This window comes from Citrobacter sp. KTE30 (assembly GCF_000398825.1).
Classification (GTDB): Bacteria; Pseudomonadota; Gammaproteobacteria; order Enterobacterales; family Enterobacteriaceae; genus Citrobacter; species Citrobacter freundii.
On record NZ_KB976055.1, the window covers coordinates 3,328,233 to 3,345,925 of the forward strand.

Here is a 17,693-nt window from a genome sequence, read left to right on the forward strand (position 1 = left end):
CTTTATTAACACAATGATAAATATAGAAAATATGATTATTTATATGAGAAATGATATTGTCCATTTTTCACCCACACCGTCGCCAATCAGCAACACCTGTAACACTTAAAAACAAATTCGTTTTAAATCAAATAATTAAATGTCTCTTTTTGGCGACAATGTAACCTTATCTATGTCGGCATTTCCCGACACTTTACTTTTAGGTGCAAGCGCTGAGTTTATTGCCGGATAGCGGCGTGAACGCCTTATCCGGCCTACAACCGCATTTCCCCGTAAGCCTGATAAGCGTAGCGTTATCAGGCGGCAGACAAAAAAAAGCCCCTCACAAGAGGGGCTTGATGATCATAGGCTAATTATCCAAGCTGTTTACGCGCGTTGCGGAAGATACGCATCCACGGGCTGTCCTCGCCCCAATTTTCCGGGTGCCAGGAGTTGCTCACGGTACGGAACACACGTTCTGGGTGCGGCATCATAATGGTGACGCGACCATTTTCAGTGGTCACAGCAGTAATACCATTCGGCGAACCGTTCGGGTTAGCCGGGTAAGCCTCGGTCACCTTACCGAAGTTATCGACGTAGCGCAGTGCCACCAGACCTTTGCTCTCAAGCTGAGCCAGATGCGCACCGTCACGCACTTCCACACGACCTTCACCGTGAGAAACGGCAATCGGCATCATCGACCCCACCATATCGGCAAGCAGTAAGGACGGGCTTTGCGTCACTTCGACCAGGCTGAAGCGGGCTTCAAAGCGGTCGGAGTGGTTACGCACAAAGCGCGGCCACAGGTCGCTTCCTGGGATTAGCTCACGCAGGTTAGACATCATCTGGCAACCGTTACACACCCCGAGCGCCAAGGTTTGCGGGCGATGGAAGAAGGTTTCGAACTCATCACGCACGCGGTTGTTGAACAAAATTGACTTCGCCCAACCTTCCCCTGCGCCGAGTACATCGCCGTAAGAGAAGCCGCCGCAGGCTACCAGCGCCTGGAAGTTACCCAGGCCGATGCGTCCCCCCAGCAGATCGCTCATGTGTACATCGATGGCGTCAAAGCCCGCACGGTGGAAAGCTGCCGCCATTTCGACGTGGGAGTTAACGCCCTGCTCGCGCAGCACGGCCACTTTCGGACGCGCACCGGTGGCGATATACGGCGCGGCAACATCGTCGTTAATATCGAACGTCAGTTTGACGTTGAGACCCGGATCGGCATCGTTGGTTTTAGCGTCGTGTTCCTGATCGGCGCATTCCGGGTTATCGCGCAGACGCTGCATCTGCCAGGTGGTTTCCGCCCACCACATACGCATCGTGGTGCGACTTTCGCTGAACACCGAATGTCCATCGGCTTCGACCACGAAGCGGTCGCCCTGCACGGCTTTCCCCAGATAGTGCACGCAATCGGCCAGGCCATGTTGAGCCAGCAACGCCTCAACCGCTTCACGATCACCTGCGCGAACCTGAATCACCGCGCCCAGCTCTTCGTTAAACAGCGCCGCCAGACGATCTTCACCCAGAGAGTGGATATCAGCTTCAATACCGCAGTGACCAGTGAAGGCCATTTCCGCCAGCGTCACCAGCAAGCCACCGTCGGAGCGATCGTGGTAGGCCAGCAGCTTACGCTGTGCGACCAGCGCCTGAATGGCGTCGTAGAAGCCTTTCAGTTGCTCTACGTTACGCACATCGGCAGGCTTATCCCCCAGTTGACGGTAAACCTGCGCCAGCGCCGTCGCACCAAGCGCGTTGTGACCCAGACCAAGGTCAATCAGCAACAGGGCGTTGTCTTCAGTAGAAAGCTGCGGGGTAATGGTGTGGCGCACATCTTCCACGCGGGCAAAGGCGGTGATCACCAGCGACAGCGGCGAGGTCATTTCACGCTGCTCGTTACCTTCCTGCCAGCGGGTTTTCATCGACATAGAGTCTTTGCCCACCGGAATGGTCAGGCCAAGCGCCGGACATAATTCTTCCCCAACGGCTTTTACCGCTTCGTACAGTCCGGCGTCTTCGCCAGGGTGACCCGCAGCCGCCATCCAGTTGGCCGACAGTTTAATGCGTTTGATATCGCCAATCTGCGTTGCCGCAATGTTGGTCAGCGCCTCACCGACAGCCAGACGCGCAGAGGCTGAGAAGTCGAGCAATGCGACTGGCGCGCGCTCGCCGAGAGACATCGCTTCGCCGTAGTAGCTATCGAGGCTTGCGGTAGTGACCGCGCAGTTGGCGACCGGGATCTGCCATGGACCAACCATCTGGTCACGCGCCACCATACCGGTAACGGTACGGTCACCGATAGTCACGAGGAACGTTTTCTCCGCGACAGTCGGCAGATGCAGCACGCGGTTCACCGCATCTGCAATCGAGATTTCACTACGATTCAGTGCATCGCCTTTGGCTTTCAGCGTCTGCACATCGCGGGTCATTTTCGGTGTTTTACCCAGCAGCACATCGAGTGGCATGTCGATCGGCTGGTTGTCGAAGTGGCTGTCGCTCAAGGTCAGATGCTGTTCTTCGGTTGCTTCACCGATGACCGCGTACGGCGCGCGCTCGCGCTTACACAGTTCGTCAAACAGCGGCAATTGATCGGCAGCAACCGCCAGCACGTAGCGCTCCTGGGACTCGTTACACCAGATTTCCAGCGGGCTCATACCCGGCTCATCGCTGAGGATATCGCGCAGCTGGAACTTACCACCGCGACCGCCATCGCTTACCAGCTCCGGCATGGCGTTAGACAGACCACCCGCGCCAACGTCATGGATAAACAGAATTGGGTTCGCATCACCCATCTGCCAGCAACGGTCGATAACTTCCTGGCAACGACGTTCCATTTCCGGGTTATCACGCTGTACAGAAGCGAAATCAAGATCGGCATCAGACTGACCGGAAGCCATAGAGGAGGCTGCCCCGCCGCCAAGGCCAATGTTCATCGCCGGGCCGCCGAGGACGATCAGCTTGGCGCCAACGACGATCTCGCCTTTCTGCACGTGATCGGCACGGATGTTACCGATCCCGCCTGCCAGCATGATCGGTTTATGGTAACCGCGCAGCTCTTCGCCGTTATGGCTGTTGACCTTTTCTTCATAGGTACGGAAGTAGCCGGTCAGCGCCGGGCGACCAAATTCGTTGTTAAACGCCGCGCCGCCCAGCGGGCCTTCGGTCATGATGTCGAGCGCGGTGACAATACGATCCGGCTTACCAAAGTCCTCTTCCCAAGGCTGTTCAAAGCCAGGAATACGCAGGTTGGAGACGGAGAAGCCTACCAGCCCGGCTTTCGGTTTTGCACCACGACCGGTTGCACCCTCATCGCGGATTTCTCCGCCGGAGCCGGTTGCCGCACCTGGCCACGGAGAGATAGCCGTCGGGTGGTTATGAGTTTCTACCTTCATCAGGATGTGGGCTGGTTCCTGATGGAAATCGTAGCGGCCGGTTTTGTGATCGGCAAAATAGCGGCCCACTTCAGAACCTTCCATTACCGCGGCGTTGTCTTTATAGGCAGACAACACGTGGTCCGGCGTGGTTTCGAAGGTATTCTTGATCATCTTGAACAGCGACTTAGGCTGTTGTTTACCGTCGATAACCCAGTCGGCGTTAAAAATCTTGTGGCGGCAGTGCTCGGAGTTGGCCTGCGCAAACATGTACAGTTCAATGTCGTTCGGGTTGCGCCCCAGTTTGGTGAACGCATCCTGCAGATAGTCAATTTCGTCTTCCGCCAGCGCCAGACCCAGACGCAGGTTAGCGTCGATCAGCGCCTGACGCCCCTCACCCAGTAGATCAACGCTGGAGACCGGCGCCGGTTGGTGATGGACAAACAGTTTTTCGGCATCGTTCAGCGCAGAGAAAACCGTTTCCATCATGCGGTCGTGCAGTTCGTCGGCCACCATCTGCCATTGCTCAGCGGTCAGTGTAGAGGCTTCTACATACCAGGCAATGCCACGTTCCAGGCGGCTAATCTGGTGCAGACCGCAGTTGTGGGCAATATCAGTCGCTTTAGAAGACCACGGGGAGATGGTGCCAGGGCGAGGCGTAACCAGCAGCAGTTTTCCTTCCGGGGCGTGGCTTTGCAGAGCAGGACCATATTTCAGCAGGCGTGCAAGCTGCGCGTGCTCATCTTCATTTAACGGTGCATTCAGATCGGCAAAATGGACGTACTCGGCGTAAATATTGTGGACCTGGAGGTTGGCAGCCTGAAAACGTGCCAGCAGTTTGTTAATACGGAATGCAGACAGTGCAGGTGAACCACGCAGAATTTCCATCATAAGTCTCTCGTCTTCTAAGCTTTCGGTGTGCCCAAGTGGGGAAACGGGCGTCATTATAAAGAATCTACCGCGCCGACGAAACCGTTTGCGTCGAAATAAAATCACGACCGTCACTTATCATCAAATGCGGTCAGATTTCTGAATAAGTTGCCAACTGACGCAAGTTTAAGCAAAATGCCGTTCATTAATGACGACTTCACTTCTTAATCAGCACCACAGCAGGCAGAGAAAACGTACGGTTCAGAGAATTAACTAATTGAAAAAATTAAAGATTAATTATCTGTTCATCGGCATATTGACGCTGTTGTTGGCAGCGGCCCTTTGGCCATCTATTCCCTGGTTCGGTAAAGCCGAAAATCGTATCGCCGCCATTCAGTCGCGGGGAGAGCTGCGCGTCAGTACCATCGACTCGCCGTTAACTTACGCGACCCTCAACGGCAAAAAATTCGGCCTGGATTATGAACTGGCCCAGGAATTTGCCGACTACTTAGGCGTGAAGTTAAAAGTTACCGTACGCCAGAACATCAGCCAGCTTTTTGACGACCTGGATAACGGCAATGCCGACCTGTTAGCCGCAGGCCTGGTCTATAACAGCGAGCGGGTGAAAAATTACCAGCCAGGCCCGACCTATTATTCGGTTTCACAACAGCTGGTGTACCGGGTTGGGCAATATCGCCCGCGCACGCTTGCCACCGTGAACGAAAGCCAACTGACTATCGCCCCGGGGCACGTGGTGGTTAACGACCTCCAGCAGCTAAAAGAGAAAAAATTTCCCGATCTGAGCTGGAAAGTTGATGACAAAAAGGGCACCACCGAATTGCTCGATGATGTAATCGCCGGAAAGCTGGATTACACCATTGCAGATTCTGTCGCCATCAGCTTATACCAACGCGTGCATCCTGAGCTGGCCGTGGCGCTGGACGTCTCTGACGAACAGCCGGTGACCTGGTTTAGTCGTCTGGACGATGACAACACGCTGTCTGCCGCCTTGTTGGATTTCTTTAACACCATGAATGAAGACGGTTCTCTGGCACGGCTGGAAGAGAAATATCTCGGGCATGGCGATGATTTTGACTATGTCGATACCCGCACCTTTTTGCGCGCCGTAGACAGCGTGTTGCCGGACCTTAAGCCGCTGTTTGAGAAGTATGCGCAGGAGATAGACTGGCGACTGCTCGCCGCAATATCCTATCAGGAGTCGCACTGGGACGCGCAGGCTACATCCCCGACCGGCGTACGCGGACTGATGATGCTGACCAAAAATACTGCTCAGAGTCTCGGGCTGACCGACCGTACCGATGCCGAACAGAGTATCAGCGGCGGCGCGCGATACTTGCAGGATATGATGAGTAAAGTACCGGATACCGTCCCCGAAGGAGAACGCATCTGGTTTGCCCTTGCAGCCTATAACATGGGTTATGCGCACATGCTTGATGCGCGGGCGCTAACGGTGAAAACCAAAGGCAATCCGAACAGTTGGTCCGACGTAAAACAGCGGCTACCGCTGCTCAGCCAAAAGCCGTATTACAACAAGCTGACCTATGGCTATGCGCGTGGCCACGAAGCTTACGCCTATGTGGAAAATATCCGTAAGTACCAGATTAGCCTGGTGGGGTATCTGCAGGAGAAAGAAAAACAGGCGCAGGAAACGCAGCAACTGGCTCAGGATTACCCGGCGGTGTCGCCAGCTGAGCTGCTGGGTAAAGATAAATTTCCGCTTTCAGCCTTTCTGACTCAGACGTCGTCAAACTACCTGTCGCACTCCCCTTCCCTGCTATTTTCGGCACAGAAGAAAGAGGACCAGTAGTCTGATTGGTATTTACTGATTAGCGGATTTTTTCAGGGCCTTGATTTCCTGCCGACGCATGCGAAAGAAATCACTGAGCAACGTGGCACATTCATCCCGCAGTACCCCCTCTGTCACTTCAACCCGATGATTCATCCCAGGGTGATGCAGCACATCCATTAATGACCCGGCAGCGCCCGTTTTCGCATCGCGTGCACCAAAAACGACCCGACCGATACGGCTGTGCACCATCGCGCCTGCGCACATCACGCACGGCTCCAGAGTGACGTACAGCGTGGCATCTAACAGACGGTAGTTTTGCAGCACCAGGCCGCCCTGACGCAGCGCCATAATCTCAGCGTGGGCAGTCGGATCATGATGACCTATCGGGCGGTTCCAGCCTTCGCCAATCACTCGGTTGTTATGTACCAATACCGCACCCACCGGGACTTCACGCTCATCCCAGGCGCGCTTAGCCAGCGTTAAAGCATGACGCATCCAGTATTCGTGGCTAAATTCAACATCTGACAAAGGGGTTACTCCACCAATAAAAGCGGGCGCATTATACACAGACGCTATCGTTTACTCTATTCGAGTTGTTGCAGCTCTCCGCGCGGCGTGACGCGCCAGCGATGCTGGCAAAAAGAGAGTAACGGATTATCCTGCTTACTGTCGCTGTAGCCGCTGTAGAGAGACAACGGTGCGCCAATCTGCCGCTCCAGTTGCGTCACTTTCTCATGGCCCAGACAGCGCAGAGTCAGCACCCAGCCGCCGTATCCCCGCGCCATTTTGCTGGCGATCAGATTGACTCGCGGTAACCACGGAGTATCAAAGTAAACCTGCTCGACCAACGACTGCGGAGAGCCGGTGATAAGCCAGATGTCAGCGTCAGAGCTTAACAGGTAGGTTGTCAGGCGCTGCTGAACGAGCGGAAACGCCGTCACGTTACTGCGAAACCAGCGCACAAAGTCGGCCTGATGCGCTTTCAGACGCGCCTCGCTGCGACCAAAAGTGCATCCCCATAACAGCAGGCTCATTGGCCAGCGGGCGGCGCGCCCTTGTATCAGCAATGCCAGCGCAATCACCGGTAGCAGAGGCAGCACCAGCAACGCGTTCAGCGGCTGGCGACGCAGCAGATAACGAATAAAACTACCGAACATATCCTGCTGGTGTAACGTGCCATCCAAATCAAAAAAGACAACGCGGCGCTGGTGATTGGTCAAACCTTATTCCTCTGGATCAGTGAATCCCAATAGCCAGGTAAACAGGAACCCGGCGATAACTGCTACCAGATAGCCTAACAGATAGAACATCACTTTTCCGGCAACAATCGTCAGTGCCAGCGGTAATCCGGAGATGCCAAATGTGATGACCGTCGCCACCTTCCAGTAGCTAATTAGCGCTCCACCTACCGCGCCGCCAAGACATGCACCGATAAACGGCTTACCCAATGGCAGCGTTACGCCAAAAATCAGCGGCTCGCCTATACCCAGCAGTCCGACAGGCAGTGCACCTTTGATTACTTTTTTTAACCGCGCATTTCGGGTTTTCATCAGAACCGCGATCGCAGCACCTATTTGCCCAACGCCCGCCATCGCCAGGATCGGAAAGAGCGCGTTATAACCGTGTGCCTGAACCAGCTCAACATGGATGGGCACCAATCCCTGATGAAGTCCAGTGAGCACCAACGGCAGGAAGGTTCCTGCCAGCACGGCACCGACCAGAAAACCGCCGCGATCGATAGCCCAGGATGCGCCGTGAGCAATAGACTCAGAAATCCAGCCGCCAAGCGGTTGCAGCGCCACAATCGCGATTACGCCGGTAATGATGGTAGTCAGCAGCGGATTAAGGATAAGCTCCAGTGATTCTGGCAACAGCTCGCGGAATTTGCGTTCGATCCAACACATCAACGCCACCACCAGCAGTACCGCGATCACTCCGCCGCGCCCCGGCTGCAACGCTTCGCCAAACAGCGTGATTTGTGCCAGTTGCGGGCTGGAGAGGATCCCCGCCATCACCCCGCCCATCGCCAGGGAACCACCGAAAACTTTGGCGGTATTCACCCCGACCAGAATATTCATAATGGCAAACACGGCGCTGCCAAATATGCCCATCAACCCCAGCATATTCGGATAGTGGGTCGCAAAATCCCCCACGATGTCCGGGCGCTTAAGGATGTTAATAATGCCGGTAATCAAACCGGAGGCGATAAACGCCGGAATAAGAGGGATAAAGACGTTCGCCAGCTTGCGCAGCGCATCGCTCATCGGCGCTTTGTACTTCGCTTTGGCCTCTGACTTTGTGCGCTCGATATTATTGGCACCTGCTCGCTCGCCGCCATCGGCAATCAGGGAACGCATGGCATCCACCACTTTGGCCGCTTTACCGGGGCCAACAATAATCTGGTGCTGCGCGCCCTGCTTCACGTAGCCGCTGACACCGGGCAGTTGCTTGAGACGAGGGATATCGAGCTGTCCATCATCCCGAACTTCAACCCTGACGCGGGTCATACAGTTTTCCAGGCGCAGAATATTTTTCTCTCCGCCAACACCCAGTAGAATATCGCTGGCCAGCACCGCCGTCTTATCCATATACACCTCTTAGTGTTCTAACGCCGCGCGTAAAAAACCCTGGTGAGCGGCAAGCTTTTCGCGGGCGGCAGCGGCGTCAAGGCCGGTGAGCGCCATTAAAATAGCTGGCTTAACGTCAAAATCAGTCTGCTTTAGCAGCGCTTGCGCCTGTTCACGCGCAATGCCCGTGGCTTCAACCACCATACGGCACGCCCGATCGATCAGTTTGACGTTAGTTGCCTGCATATCCACCATCAGGTTCTGGTACACCTTGCCAAATTTCACCATCGCACCGGTGGAGATCATATTGAGCACCAGCTTTTGCGCGGTGCCGGATTTCAGTCGTGTTGACCCGGTCAGCGCCTCTGGCCCCACTACCGGAGAAATGGCGATATCCGCTTCATGCGCGATAGGGGAATCCGGATTGCAAGAAATAGCCACCGTCGTACAGCCAACCGAACGTGCATATTTCAGCCCACCAATTACATACGGCGTGCGACCAGATGCTGCCAGCCCCACCACCAGATCCTGCGCGGTAAGATTGAGCGCACACAGATCGTCTTCACCTAACTGTGGGTTATCTTCCGCACCCTCAACCGCCTTCAGCAGCGCGCCCGGCCCCCCGGCAATCAATCCAACCACCAGACCGTGTGGAACGCCGAAGGTCGGTGGGCATTCAGACGCATCCAGTACCCCGAGACGCCCGCTGGTCCCCGCTCCCATGTAAATAATGCGACCACCTGCTTTTAGTGCGTTAGCTGCCGCATCAACCGCACACGCAACTTGAGGCAGAGTTGCTTTTACTGCTTCGGCTACCAGCGTATCCTGTTGATTAAAACGATGAACCAACTCCAGCGTGGAGAGCGCATCCAGGTCCATGGTCTGTGGATTGCGGGTTTCTGAAACTAATGCACCGAGATTCATTTTTTGTTCCTTAGGAATTTTTAATTCATAATAATCTGCCATAATGGAATATTATATTCATCCAGGCGAATGAAATTTTGTTTTGTAATCGCCATCACGTTTTCGCCAGGAGACAGCATGAACTGTTTAATTCGCATTCGTCAGCGTTACCCGGACCTCGCGCAAAGCGATAAAAAATTGGCGGATTATCTCCTTTCCCAGCCGGATACTGCGCGTCATCTCAGTTCGCAGCAGTTGGCCGCGGAGGCGGGCGTCAGCCAGTCCAGCGTGGTGAAGTTCGCGCAAAAGATGGGTTTTAAAGGATTTCCTGCACTCAAACTGGCGATCAGCGAAGCGCTGGCCAGCAATCCCAACCCCCATTCCATTCCGGTGCATAATCAGATTCGCGGTGACGATCCTATGCGTCTGGTGGGGGAAAAGTTGATTCAGGAGAACGTGGCGGCGATGCATGCGACGCTGGACGTCAACAGCGAAGAGAAACTGATGGAGAGCGTCACAATGTTGCGCTCAGCCCGGCGCATTATCGTGACCGGGATTGGCGCATCGGGTCTGGTGGCACAGAATTTTGCCTGGAAGTTGCTGAAGATTGGTTTTAACGCGGTGGTGGAACGCGATATGCACGCCCTGCTGGCGACGGTGCAAGCGCTTTCGCCCAACGATCTGCTGCTGGCCATTTCGTATACCGGAGAGCGCCGCGAGCTCAACCTGGCTGCGGATGAAACGTTGCGTACCGGCGCGAAAATCCTCGCCATCACTGGATTTACACCCAATGCCCTGCAGCAACGGGCAAGTCATTGTCTGTACACGATTGCCGAGGAGCAGGCCACGCGCAGCGCAGCGATTTCTTCCACTCATGCGCAAATGATGCTCACTGATTTACTGTTTATGGCGCTGGTGCAGCAGGATCTGGAGCATGCCCCGGAACGTATTCGCCACAGCGAAGCACTGGTAAAAAAACTGGTCTGAGCAAAGAATGCGCGTATAATGCCCGCCCGATTTGTGATGTTTTGAGAGTTTCCTGATGGCCCTGTTAATCACTAAAAAGTGTATCAATTGCGATATGTGCGAGCCCGAATGCCCGAATGAGGCAATTTCGATGGGTGATAGCATTTACGAGATTAACAGCGACAAGTGTACGGAATGCGTAGGCCATTACGACACGCCAACCTGCCAGAAGGTGTGCCCGATCCCCAATACTATTTTGAAAGATCCGGCACATGTCGAAACAGAAGAGCAGTTGTGGGATAAGTTTGTGCTGATGCACCACGCCGATAAACTTTAACCGCGTCGCCATCCGGCGATGAAGCCTGATGGCGCTAATGCTTATCAGGCCTACCCAGCCCTGCAATAATCGTATAACCCGTAGGCCGGATAAGACGCCACGCGTCGCCATCCGGCAACGTGCAGAATCTAACTCTCGATAATCACCGTGGCGCAGGCGTAGTGACGCTCATCGGCCAGCGTCACATGCATATGCGCGACGCCGAGTTTTTCCGCCAGTTTTAACGCCTCTCCCCATAATCGCAGACGCGGCTTACCGAGTTCGTCGTTAAAGACTTCAAACTGATTAAACGCCAGCCCATTGCGAATACCCGTGCCAAAGGCTTTTGCTGCCGCCTCTTTGACTGCAAAACGCTTCGCCAGAAAACGCACCGGCTGCTGATGCGTTTCCCAGATTGCCCATTCGTTGTCGCTGAGCACACGTCTTGCCAGGCGGTCGCCGGAACGGGAAATTACCGCTTCGATGCGGGCAATCTCCACGATATCCGTACCTAATCCCAAAATCGCCATTAGCCACGCGCTTCCAGCATCAGGCGCTTCATTTCGACTACGGCATCTTTCAGACCGCTCATCACCGCGCGCCCGATAATGGCATGGCCAATGTTCAGCTCGTGCATTTCCGGGATCCGTGCGATAGCTTTAACGTTGTGATACGTCAGACCGTGACCCGCATTCACCTTCAGGCCAAGGCTTGCAGCATAGGTCGCCGCTTTGGCGATACGCGCCAGTTCGCTGGCCTGCTCTGCGTCAGTTTTCGCATCGGCGTAACAGCCGGTGTGAATTTCAATAAACGGCGCGCCAACTTCCGCAGCGGCCTTAATCTGTTCTTCGTCGGCATCGATAAACAGCGAAACCAGAATGCCTGCGTCCGCCAGGCGTTTGCAGGCATCGCGCATCTTGTCACGCTGACCGGCGACGTCCAGACCACCTTCAGTGGTAACTTCCTGACGTTTTTCCGGCACCAGACAGCAAAAATGCGGCTTAGTCTCAACGGCAATCGCCAGCATCTCTTCGGTGACTGCCATTTCCAGATTCATGCGCGTATCCAGCGTCTGGCGCAAAATGCGCACGTCACGGTCGGTGATATGGCGACGGTCTTCACGCAGATGTACGGTAATACCGTCCGCGCCCGCCTGTTCAACGATAAACGCTGCCTGAACCGGGTCCGGATATGCGGTACCGCGTGCATTACGTAACGTGGCAATGTGGTCAATATTGACGCCTAACAGTAATTCAGCCATGACAATCCTCGTTAATCATTATTTGTTTTTACTGCGCGTTTTGGCATAAATTGCCGGAACAGTTCCCGGCTTTTTAACGGCTTACCACCAAGATACGGCTTTAACGCCATGCGGGTAAAGCGTTTCGCGGCGCGTAACGTATCGACATCAGGAAATTCACGCGACTCAAGTGCTTTGAGATGGCGTCCGGTAAAGGTGTTGTTATCAATAACGACGCTGGCAATAAACCCTTTTTCTTCCCGGTAACGATAGGTCATGGTGTCGTCTACCGGCTCGCCGCTGCCCGCACAGTGGGTAAAATCGACGCCGTACCCCAGATGTCCAAGTAAGGCCAGCTCAAAGCGACGCAATGCAGGTTCTGGCGAACCCGTCACGCCAGCCAGCGCCTGAATACAGTTCAGGTAATCGAAAAAGAGTTCAGAAAAGCGGGTTTCGTACTCGAGTACGCGCGAGACAAGCTCGTTGATATACAAGCCGCTGTACAGCGTGATACCGCTAAGAGGGAGTGCCAGAGAAACGGCTTCAGCACTACGTAGGGTTTTGACCTCTCCACGCCCACCAAAGCGAAGCAACAACGGGGTAAAAGGCTGGAGCGCGCCTTTGAGATTAGAACGTTTGGAACGTGCGCCTTTAGCCACCAGGCGCACGCGACCCGACTCTTCCGTGAAGACGTCCAGCACGAGACTGGTTTCGCTCCAGGGGCGACTATGCAAGACAAAGGCTCGTTGCCATCCTTCCATATACTCGCCGTGTTTCAGAAGATGGGTTTAGACGTCGTCGCCGTAACCGAGGCTACGCAGCGCGCGTTCGTCATCGGCCCAGCCGGATTTCACCTTCACCCACAGTTCGAGGTGGACCGGCGCTTCGAACATCTCCTGCATGTCTTTACGCGCTTCGATGCCGATGGTTTTAATTTTGGCCCCTTTGTTGCCAATAACCATCTTCTTCTGCCCTTCACGTTCAACGAGAATCAGACCGTTAATATCGTAACCACCGCGCTCATTGGAGATAAAACGCTCAATTTCCACGGTAACGGAGTACGGCAATTCAGCACCCAGAAAACGCATCAGCTTTTCACGGATGATTTCTGAGGCCATAAAGCGCTGAGAACGGTCGGTGATGTAATCTTCCGGGAAGTGATGAATAGCTTCCGGCAAATGCTTACGCACGATGCCCGCAACGGTATCGACATTCAAGCCGGTTTCGGCAGAAATCGGCACGATATCAAGGAAGTTCATCTGGCTTGCCAGGAACTGCAGGTGCGGCAGCAGATCGGCTTTTTCCTGAACGTTGTCTACTTTGTTCACAGCCAGAATAACCGGGGCTTTGCCATCACGCAGCTTGTTGAGCACCATTTCGTCGTCCGGCGTCCAGCGGGTGCCTTCCACAACGAAAATAACCAGTTCAACATCACCGATCGAGCTGCTCGCCGCTTTATTCATCAGGCGGTTGATCGCTCGTTTTTCTTCCATATGCAGGCCCGGAGTATCAACATAAATCGCCTGATACGCGCCTTCAGTATGGATGCCAACAATACGGTGACGTGTTGTCTGAGCCTTACGTGAGGTAATAGAAATCTTCTGCCCAAGCAGATTATTCAACAGGGTGGATTTGCCGACGTTCGGGCGACCGACGATGGCAATAAATCCGCAGTAAGTTTTCTCTTCGCTCATTCCAGCTCCAGTTTTTTTAACGCCTGTTCGGCGGCAGCCTGCTCAGCCTTACGACGGCTCGAACCTGTGCCAACCACCGGTTCACTCAGGCCGCTGACCTGGCAGTGGATAGTAAATTCTTGATCGTGTGCTTCACCACGGACCTGTACCACCAAATAAGACGGCAGAGGCAGGTGGCGACCCTGCAAATATTCCTGCAGGCGCGTTTTCGGATCTTTTTGTTTATCGCCTGGGCTAATTTCATCCAGACGAGTTTGATACCAGTTCAGGATTAATTGCTCAACGGTTTGAATATCGCTGTCGAGGAAGACGCCGCCGATCAACGCTTCAACGGTATCGGCCAGGATCGATTCACGACGGAAGCCGCCGCTTTTCAGCTCACCAGGCCCCAAACGTAAACATTCACCGAGGTCAAACTCACGGGCTAATTCAGCCAGCGTATTGCCGCGAACCAGCGTTGCGCGCATGCGGCTCATGTCACCTTCGTCCACTCGAGGGAAACGGTGATACAGCGCATTAGCGATAACAAAGCTCAAAATAGAGTCGCCCAGAAATTCTAAACGCTCGTTATGTTTGCTGCTGGCGCTCCGGTGAGTTAATGCCTGCTGCAACAGCTCCTGATGATTAAAAGTGTAGCCCAGCTTCCGTTGAAGCCGATTAATTACGATGGGGTTCATGCGATACCAATAAATGAATGCGTCAACAATTCAGCACACGAAACAGACCTGATATACGCACTTTGCGGAGCCATCTGGCTTCGCCTGCATGCTTTTATATACAAACCAACGCTGTTTCGTGTGCCGTGGCAACCTGTCGGTGCCAACCTAAAACTTCGGGGGAATATTCTATACACAACGACAAGGGATGTCGTTAGTCTGCGGGAATTTATCCGAGAAATAATTCACGCTGCCGCCGTAATGACGACAACGTGAACGATTATCGGTGATTAGTGAATGCCGCCAATACGGCTTAAACGCACACCGGTCGGCCATTCACCTTCTTGCTTATCGAAACTCATCCAGATAGCGGTCGCTTTACCCACCAGATTCGCTTCCGGCACAAATCCCCAGTAACGGCTGTCCGCGCTGTTGTCACGGTTATCACCCATCATGAAGTAGTGCCCTGGCGGGACGATCCAGGTTGCCAGTTGCTGACCAGGCTGGCGGTAATACATTCCCACCTGATCCTGCGCGATTGGCACGGTCAGAATGCGGTGCGTGACCTCACCCAGCGTTTCTTTACGCTCAGAGAGACGAATACCGTTCTCTTTCGTTTCGCTCAGCGGAACTTCAAAGAAGCCACTGGTCGCTTCCCCACCGTTACGGCGCGCAAAGGTCTGTACGAAATCACTTGGCTGAACATCCGAATACGTTACCGGCAGCGCGTTTTCACACGCCTGACCGGAACGGCATCCTGGCTGAATAGTCACTTCTTTCGCCACTGGATCGTACGTTACTTTGTCTCCCGGTAAACCGACAGCACGTTTAATGTAGTCCAGGCGCGGATCTTCCGGGTATTTAAACACCACGATATCACCGCGTTTCGGATGACCGGTTTCGATCAGCGTTTTCTGGTAAATCGGATCTTTAATCCCGTAGGCGAATTTCTCCACCAGGATAAAGTCACCGATAAGCAGCGTCGGCATCATCGAACCTGACGGGATCTGGAACGGCTCATAAATAAATGAACGTACCACCAGCACAATCGCCAGTACCGGGAAAACGGATGCCCCGGTTTCCAGCCAGCCCGGCTTAGGGGATACTTTTTTCAGCGTTGCTTTATCCAGTGAATCACCTGCAGCAGCTTGCGCTGCTGCCTGACGCTCCCGGCGTTTTGGTGCGAAGATGAATTTATCTACGCACCATAAAATGCCCGTCACCAGTGTGGCAATCACCAGAATCAGGGCAAACATGTTCGCCATGCCAACTCCTTAAGATTATTTGCTGTCTTTACCGACATGCAGAATGGCGAGGAACGCTTCCTGCGGCAGTTCGACGTTACCGATCTGCTTCATGCGCTTTTTACCCTCTTTCTGTTTTTGCAGCAGCTTTTTCTTACGGCTGATATCACCGCCGTAGCATTTCGCCAGAACGTTTTTACGCAGCTGCTTCACGGTTGAACGCGCGATGATGTGCGTACCAATGGCCGCCTGGATCGCGATATCAAACTGCTGGCGAGGGATCAGATCTTTCATCTTCTCAACCAGTTCACGGCCACGGCTCTGGGAGTTGTCGCGGTGAGTAATCAGCGCCAGCGCATCGACACGTTCGTTGTTGATAAGGACATCAACGCGCACCATGTCAGACGCCTGGAAGCGTTTGAAGTTATAGTCCAGCGACGCATAGCCGCGAGAGGTCGACTTCAGACGGTCGAAGAAATCGAGTACTACTTCCGCCATCGGAATCTCATACGTCAGCGCCACCTGGTTACCGTGGTAAACCATGTTGGTCTGGACGCCACGCTTCTCGATACACAGGGTGATGACGTTGCCAAGGTAAGCCTGCGGCAGCAGCATGTGACACTCAGCGATCGGCTCACGCAGTTCGTAGATGTTGTTCAGCGGCGGCAGCTTGGACGGGCTATCGACGTAGATAGTCTCTTTCGCCGTGGTTTCGACTTCGTAGACTACGGTCGGCGCGGTAGTGATCAGATCCAGATCGTATTCACGTTCCAGACGTTCCTGAATGATCTCCATGTGCAGCAGACCAAGGAAGCCACAACGGAAGCCGAAGCCCAGCGCGGTAGAGCTTTCCGGTTCGTAGAACAGGGAGGCGTCGTTCAGGCTCAGCTTGCCAAGCGCGTCACGGAAGTTTTCATAGTCGTCAGAGCTGACCGGGAACAGACCGGCGTAAACCTGTGGCTTCACTTTTTTAAAGCCTGGCAGCGGTTTGTCTGCCGGGTTACGCGCCTGCGTCAGGGTATCGCCAACCGGCGCGCCGAGGATGTCTTTAATCGCACAAACCAACCAACCTACCTCGCCGCATTTCAGCTCGGTACGGTCAACCTGTTTTGGCGTGAAGATCCCCAGGCGGTCGGCGTTATAGACCTGACCGGTGCTCATTACTTTAATTTTGTCGCCTTTACGCATGGTGCCGTTTTTAATACGCACCAGCGACACCACGCCAAGGTAGTTGTCGAACCAGGAGTCGATGATCAGCGCCTGTAATGGGCCTTCCGGATCACCTTCCGGCGGCGGAATGTCGCGTACCAGACGTTCAAGAACGTCAGTGACGCCAACGCCGGTTTTCGCCGAGCAGCGAACGGCATCTGTCGCATCGATACCGACGATATCTTCGATCTCTTCCGCTACGCGTTCAGGATCGGCGGCCGGTAGGTCGATTTTGTTCAGAACCGGCACCACTTCCAGATCCATTTCCATGGCGGTATAGCAGTTAGCCAGGGTCTGTGCTTCTACGCCCTGCCCGGCATCAACCACCAGCAGTGCACCTTCACAGGCGGCAAGCGAGCGGGAAACTTCATACGAGAAGTCAACGTGGCCCGGGGTGTCGATAAAGTTAAGCTGATAGGTTTCACCATCAGATGCTTTGAAATCGAGCGTCACGCTCTGCGCTTTGATAGTAATACCGCGCTCACGCTCAAGATCCATCGAGTCGAGAACCTGCGCTTCCATTTCACGGTCAGACAGGCCACCGCAGATCTGGATAATACGGTCAGACAGCGTCGATTTACCGTGGTCGATGTGAGCTATGATTGAAAAGTTACGTATGTTCTTCATATAGTGTAATTATTGTGCCTTACGCCCGCCTGAGCAGGCTCTGAGAAGTCGCTGTTCTGAGCTTAACGTCTGTTTAAGTGAAACGCCGCATTCTACACTACAACGCTGAGGCGAGGAAATGTTCATAGAGCAAGGATAGCGGGAACTGGAAACAACTTTGCAAAGTCGATGAAACTTTTGTCGGATGGCGGCATAAACGCCTTATCCGGCCTACGCCTGCATCTGAGGACGCTGTAGGCCT

The 17,693-nt window shown here is 54.2% G+C and carries 15 protein-coding genes; 3 read left to right on the forward strand and 12 right to left on the reverse strand.

Annotation, left to right across the window (positions count from 1 at the left end):
* Positions 1-353 precede the first annotated feature (353 nt).
* On the reverse strand, positions 354-4,241 hold the full coding sequence (gene purL / locus WC1_RS07250; protein ID WP_016150778.1) for a phosphoribosylformylglycinamidine synthase: 3,888 nt from the start codon (positions 4,239-4,241) through the stop codon (positions 354-356).
* Between the two features lie 256 nt (positions 4,242-4,497).
* On the opposite strand from purL, the gene mltF reads away from it, so the two are divergent.
* On the forward strand, positions 4,498-6,048 hold the full coding sequence (mltF, locus tag WC1_RS07245; protein WP_003838390.1) for a membrane-bound lytic murein transglycosylase MltF: 1,551 nt from the start codon (positions 4,498-4,500) through the stop codon (positions 6,046-6,048).
* A gap of 12 nt (positions 6,049-6,060) precedes the next feature.
* Here mltF and tadA read toward each other — a convergent pair whose 3' ends face one another.
* From tadA to murQ, 4 genes are read right to left on the reverse strand one after another with little or no spacing between them, the layout of a single operon-like run.
* Complete coding sequence (gene tadA, locus WC1_RS07240) at positions 6,061-6,597, reverse strand: tRNA adenosine(34) deaminase TadA (protein ID WP_071524296.1); 537 nt, start codon at positions 6,595-6,597, stop codon at positions 6,061-6,063.
* Between the two features lie 17 nt (positions 6,598-6,614).
* Positions 6,615-7,250 (reverse strand): phosphatidylglycerophosphatase C, encoded by a 636-nt coding sequence (gene yfhb, locus WC1_RS07235; RefSeq protein ID WP_003037603.1) that lies wholly within the window; start codon positions 7,248-7,250, stop codon positions 6,615-6,617.
* Between the two features lie 3 nt (positions 7,251-7,253).
* Positions 7,254-8,618, reverse strand: coding sequence for a PTS transporter subunit EIIC (locus WC1_RS07230; RefSeq protein WP_016150779.1), 1,365 nt, complete (start codon positions 8,616-8,618; stop codon positions 7,254-7,256).
* A 9-nt stretch (positions 8,619-8,627) separates the two neighbouring features.
* The gene (gene murQ / locus WC1_RS07225; RefSeq protein WP_016150780.1) at positions 8,628-9,521 is read right to left on the reverse strand and encodes an N-acetylmuramic acid 6-phosphate etherase; all 894 of its coding nucleotides are present in this window, start codon (positions 9,519-9,521) and stop codon (positions 8,628-8,630) included.
* Positions 9,522-9,638: 117 nt separating this feature from the next.
* On the opposite strand from murQ, the gene WC1_RS07220 reads away from it, so the two are divergent.
* Both WC1_RS07220 and WC1_RS07215 read left to right on the forward strand, forming a co-directional pair.
* Complete coding sequence (locus WC1_RS07220; RefSeq protein ID WP_003037593.1) at positions 9,639-10,487, forward strand: MurR/RpiR family transcriptional regulator; 849 nt, start codon at positions 9,639-9,641, stop codon at positions 10,485-10,487.
* Positions 10,488-10,542: 55 nt separating this feature from the next.
* Positions 10,543-10,803, forward strand: a complete 261-nt coding sequence (locus WC1_RS07215; protein WP_003037590.1) for a YfhL family 4Fe-4S dicluster ferredoxin — start codon at positions 10,543-10,545, stop codon at positions 10,801-10,803.
* 128 nt (positions 10,804-10,931) lie between these two features.
* Here WC1_RS07215 and acpS read toward each other — a convergent pair whose 3' ends face one another.
* The 7 genes from acpS to lepA form a co-directional block, all read right to left on the reverse strand.
* Complete coding sequence (gene acpS, locus WC1_RS07210) at positions 10,932-11,312, reverse strand: holo-ACP synthase (protein WP_003037588.1); 381 nt, start codon at positions 11,310-11,312, stop codon at positions 10,932-10,934.
* The gene (gene pdxJ / locus WC1_RS07205; protein WP_016150781.1) at positions 11,312-12,043 is read right to left on the reverse strand and encodes a pyridoxine 5'-phosphate synthase; all 732 of its coding nucleotides are present in this window, start codon (positions 12,041-12,043) and stop codon (positions 11,312-11,314) included. Before pdxJ ends, acpS begins: the two co-directional genes overlap by 1 nt.
* An 11-nt stretch (positions 12,044-12,054) precedes the next feature.
* Positions 12,055-12,783, reverse strand: coding sequence for a DNA repair protein RecO (recO, locus tag WC1_RS07200; protein ID WP_003838382.1), 729 nt, complete (start codon positions 12,781-12,783; stop codon positions 12,055-12,057).
* 27 nt (positions 12,784-12,810) lie between these two features.
* Positions 12,811-13,716 (reverse strand): GTPase Era, encoded by a 906-nt coding sequence (gene era, locus WC1_RS07195; RefSeq protein ID WP_003037581.1) that lies wholly within the window; start codon positions 13,714-13,716, stop codon positions 12,811-12,813.
* On the reverse strand, positions 13,713-14,393 hold the full coding sequence (gene rnc / locus WC1_RS07190) for a ribonuclease III (RefSeq protein ID WP_003037579.1): 681 nt from the start codon (positions 14,391-14,393) through the stop codon (positions 13,713-13,715). The genes era and rnc overlap by 4 nt, the downstream gene beginning before the upstream one ends.
* Positions 14,394-14,662: 269 nt before the next feature.
* Positions 14,663-15,637 carry a signal peptidase I gene (gene lepB, locus WC1_RS07185; protein WP_016150782.1) on the reverse strand — a complete coding sequence of 325 codons (975 nt, stop codon included), beginning with the start codon at positions 15,635-15,637 and terminating at the stop codon, positions 14,663-14,665.
* A gap of 15 nt (positions 15,638-15,652) precedes the next feature.
* Complete coding sequence (gene lepA, locus WC1_RS07180; protein ID WP_003037577.1) at positions 15,653-17,452, reverse strand: translation elongation factor 4; 1,800 nt, start codon at positions 17,450-17,452, stop codon at positions 15,653-15,655.
* Between the last annotated feature and the right edge of the window lie 241 nt (positions 17,453-17,693).

What these genes read in the sequence shown, in the direction of transcription:
- purL (WP_016150778.1), bottom strand. Translation starts at nt 4,241, where the DNA reads ATGATGGAAATTCTGCGTGGTTCACCTGCACTGTCTGCATTCCGTATT.
- WC1_RS07230 (WP_016150779.1), bottom strand. Translation starts at nt 8,618, where the DNA reads ATGGATAAGACGGCGGTGCTGGCCAGCGATATTCTACTGGGTGTTGGC.
- murQ (WP_016150780.1), bottom strand. Translation starts at nt 9,521, where the DNA reads ATGAATCTCGGTGCATTAGTTTCAGAAACCCGCAATCCACAGACCATG.
- WC1_RS07220 (WP_003037593.1), top strand. Translation starts at nt 9,639, where the DNA reads ATGAACTGTTTAATTCGCATTCGTCAGCGTTACCCGGACCTCGCGCAA.
- WC1_RS07215 (WP_003037590.1), top strand. Translation starts at nt 10,543, where the DNA reads ATGGCCCTGTTAATCACTAAAAAGTGTATCAATTGCGATATGTGCGAG.
- acpS (WP_003037588.1), bottom strand. Translation starts at nt 11,312, where the DNA reads ATGGCGATTTTGGGATTAGGTACGGATATCGTGGAGATTGCCCGCATC.
- pdxJ (WP_016150781.1), bottom strand. Translation starts at nt 12,043, where the DNA reads ATGGCTGAATTACTGTTAGGCGTCAATATTGACCACATTGCCACGTTA.
- recO (WP_003838382.1), bottom strand. Translation starts at nt 12,783, where the DNA reads ATGGAAGGATGGCAACGAGCCTTTGTCTTGCATAGTCGCCCCTGGAGC.
- era (WP_003037581.1), bottom strand. Translation starts at nt 13,716, where the DNA reads ATGAGCGAAGAGAAAACTTACTGCGGATTTATTGCCATCGTCGGTCGC.
- rnc (WP_003037579.1), bottom strand. Translation starts at nt 14,393, where the DNA reads ATGAACCCCATCGTAATTAATCGGCTTCAACGGAAGCTGGGCTACACT.
- lepB (WP_016150782.1), bottom strand. Translation starts at nt 15,637, where the DNA reads ATGGCGAACATGTTTGCCCTGATTCTGGTGATTGCCACACTGGTGACG.
- lepA (WP_003037577.1), bottom strand. Translation starts at nt 17,452, where the DNA reads ATGAAGAACATACGTAACTTTTCAATCATAGCTCACATCGACCACGGT.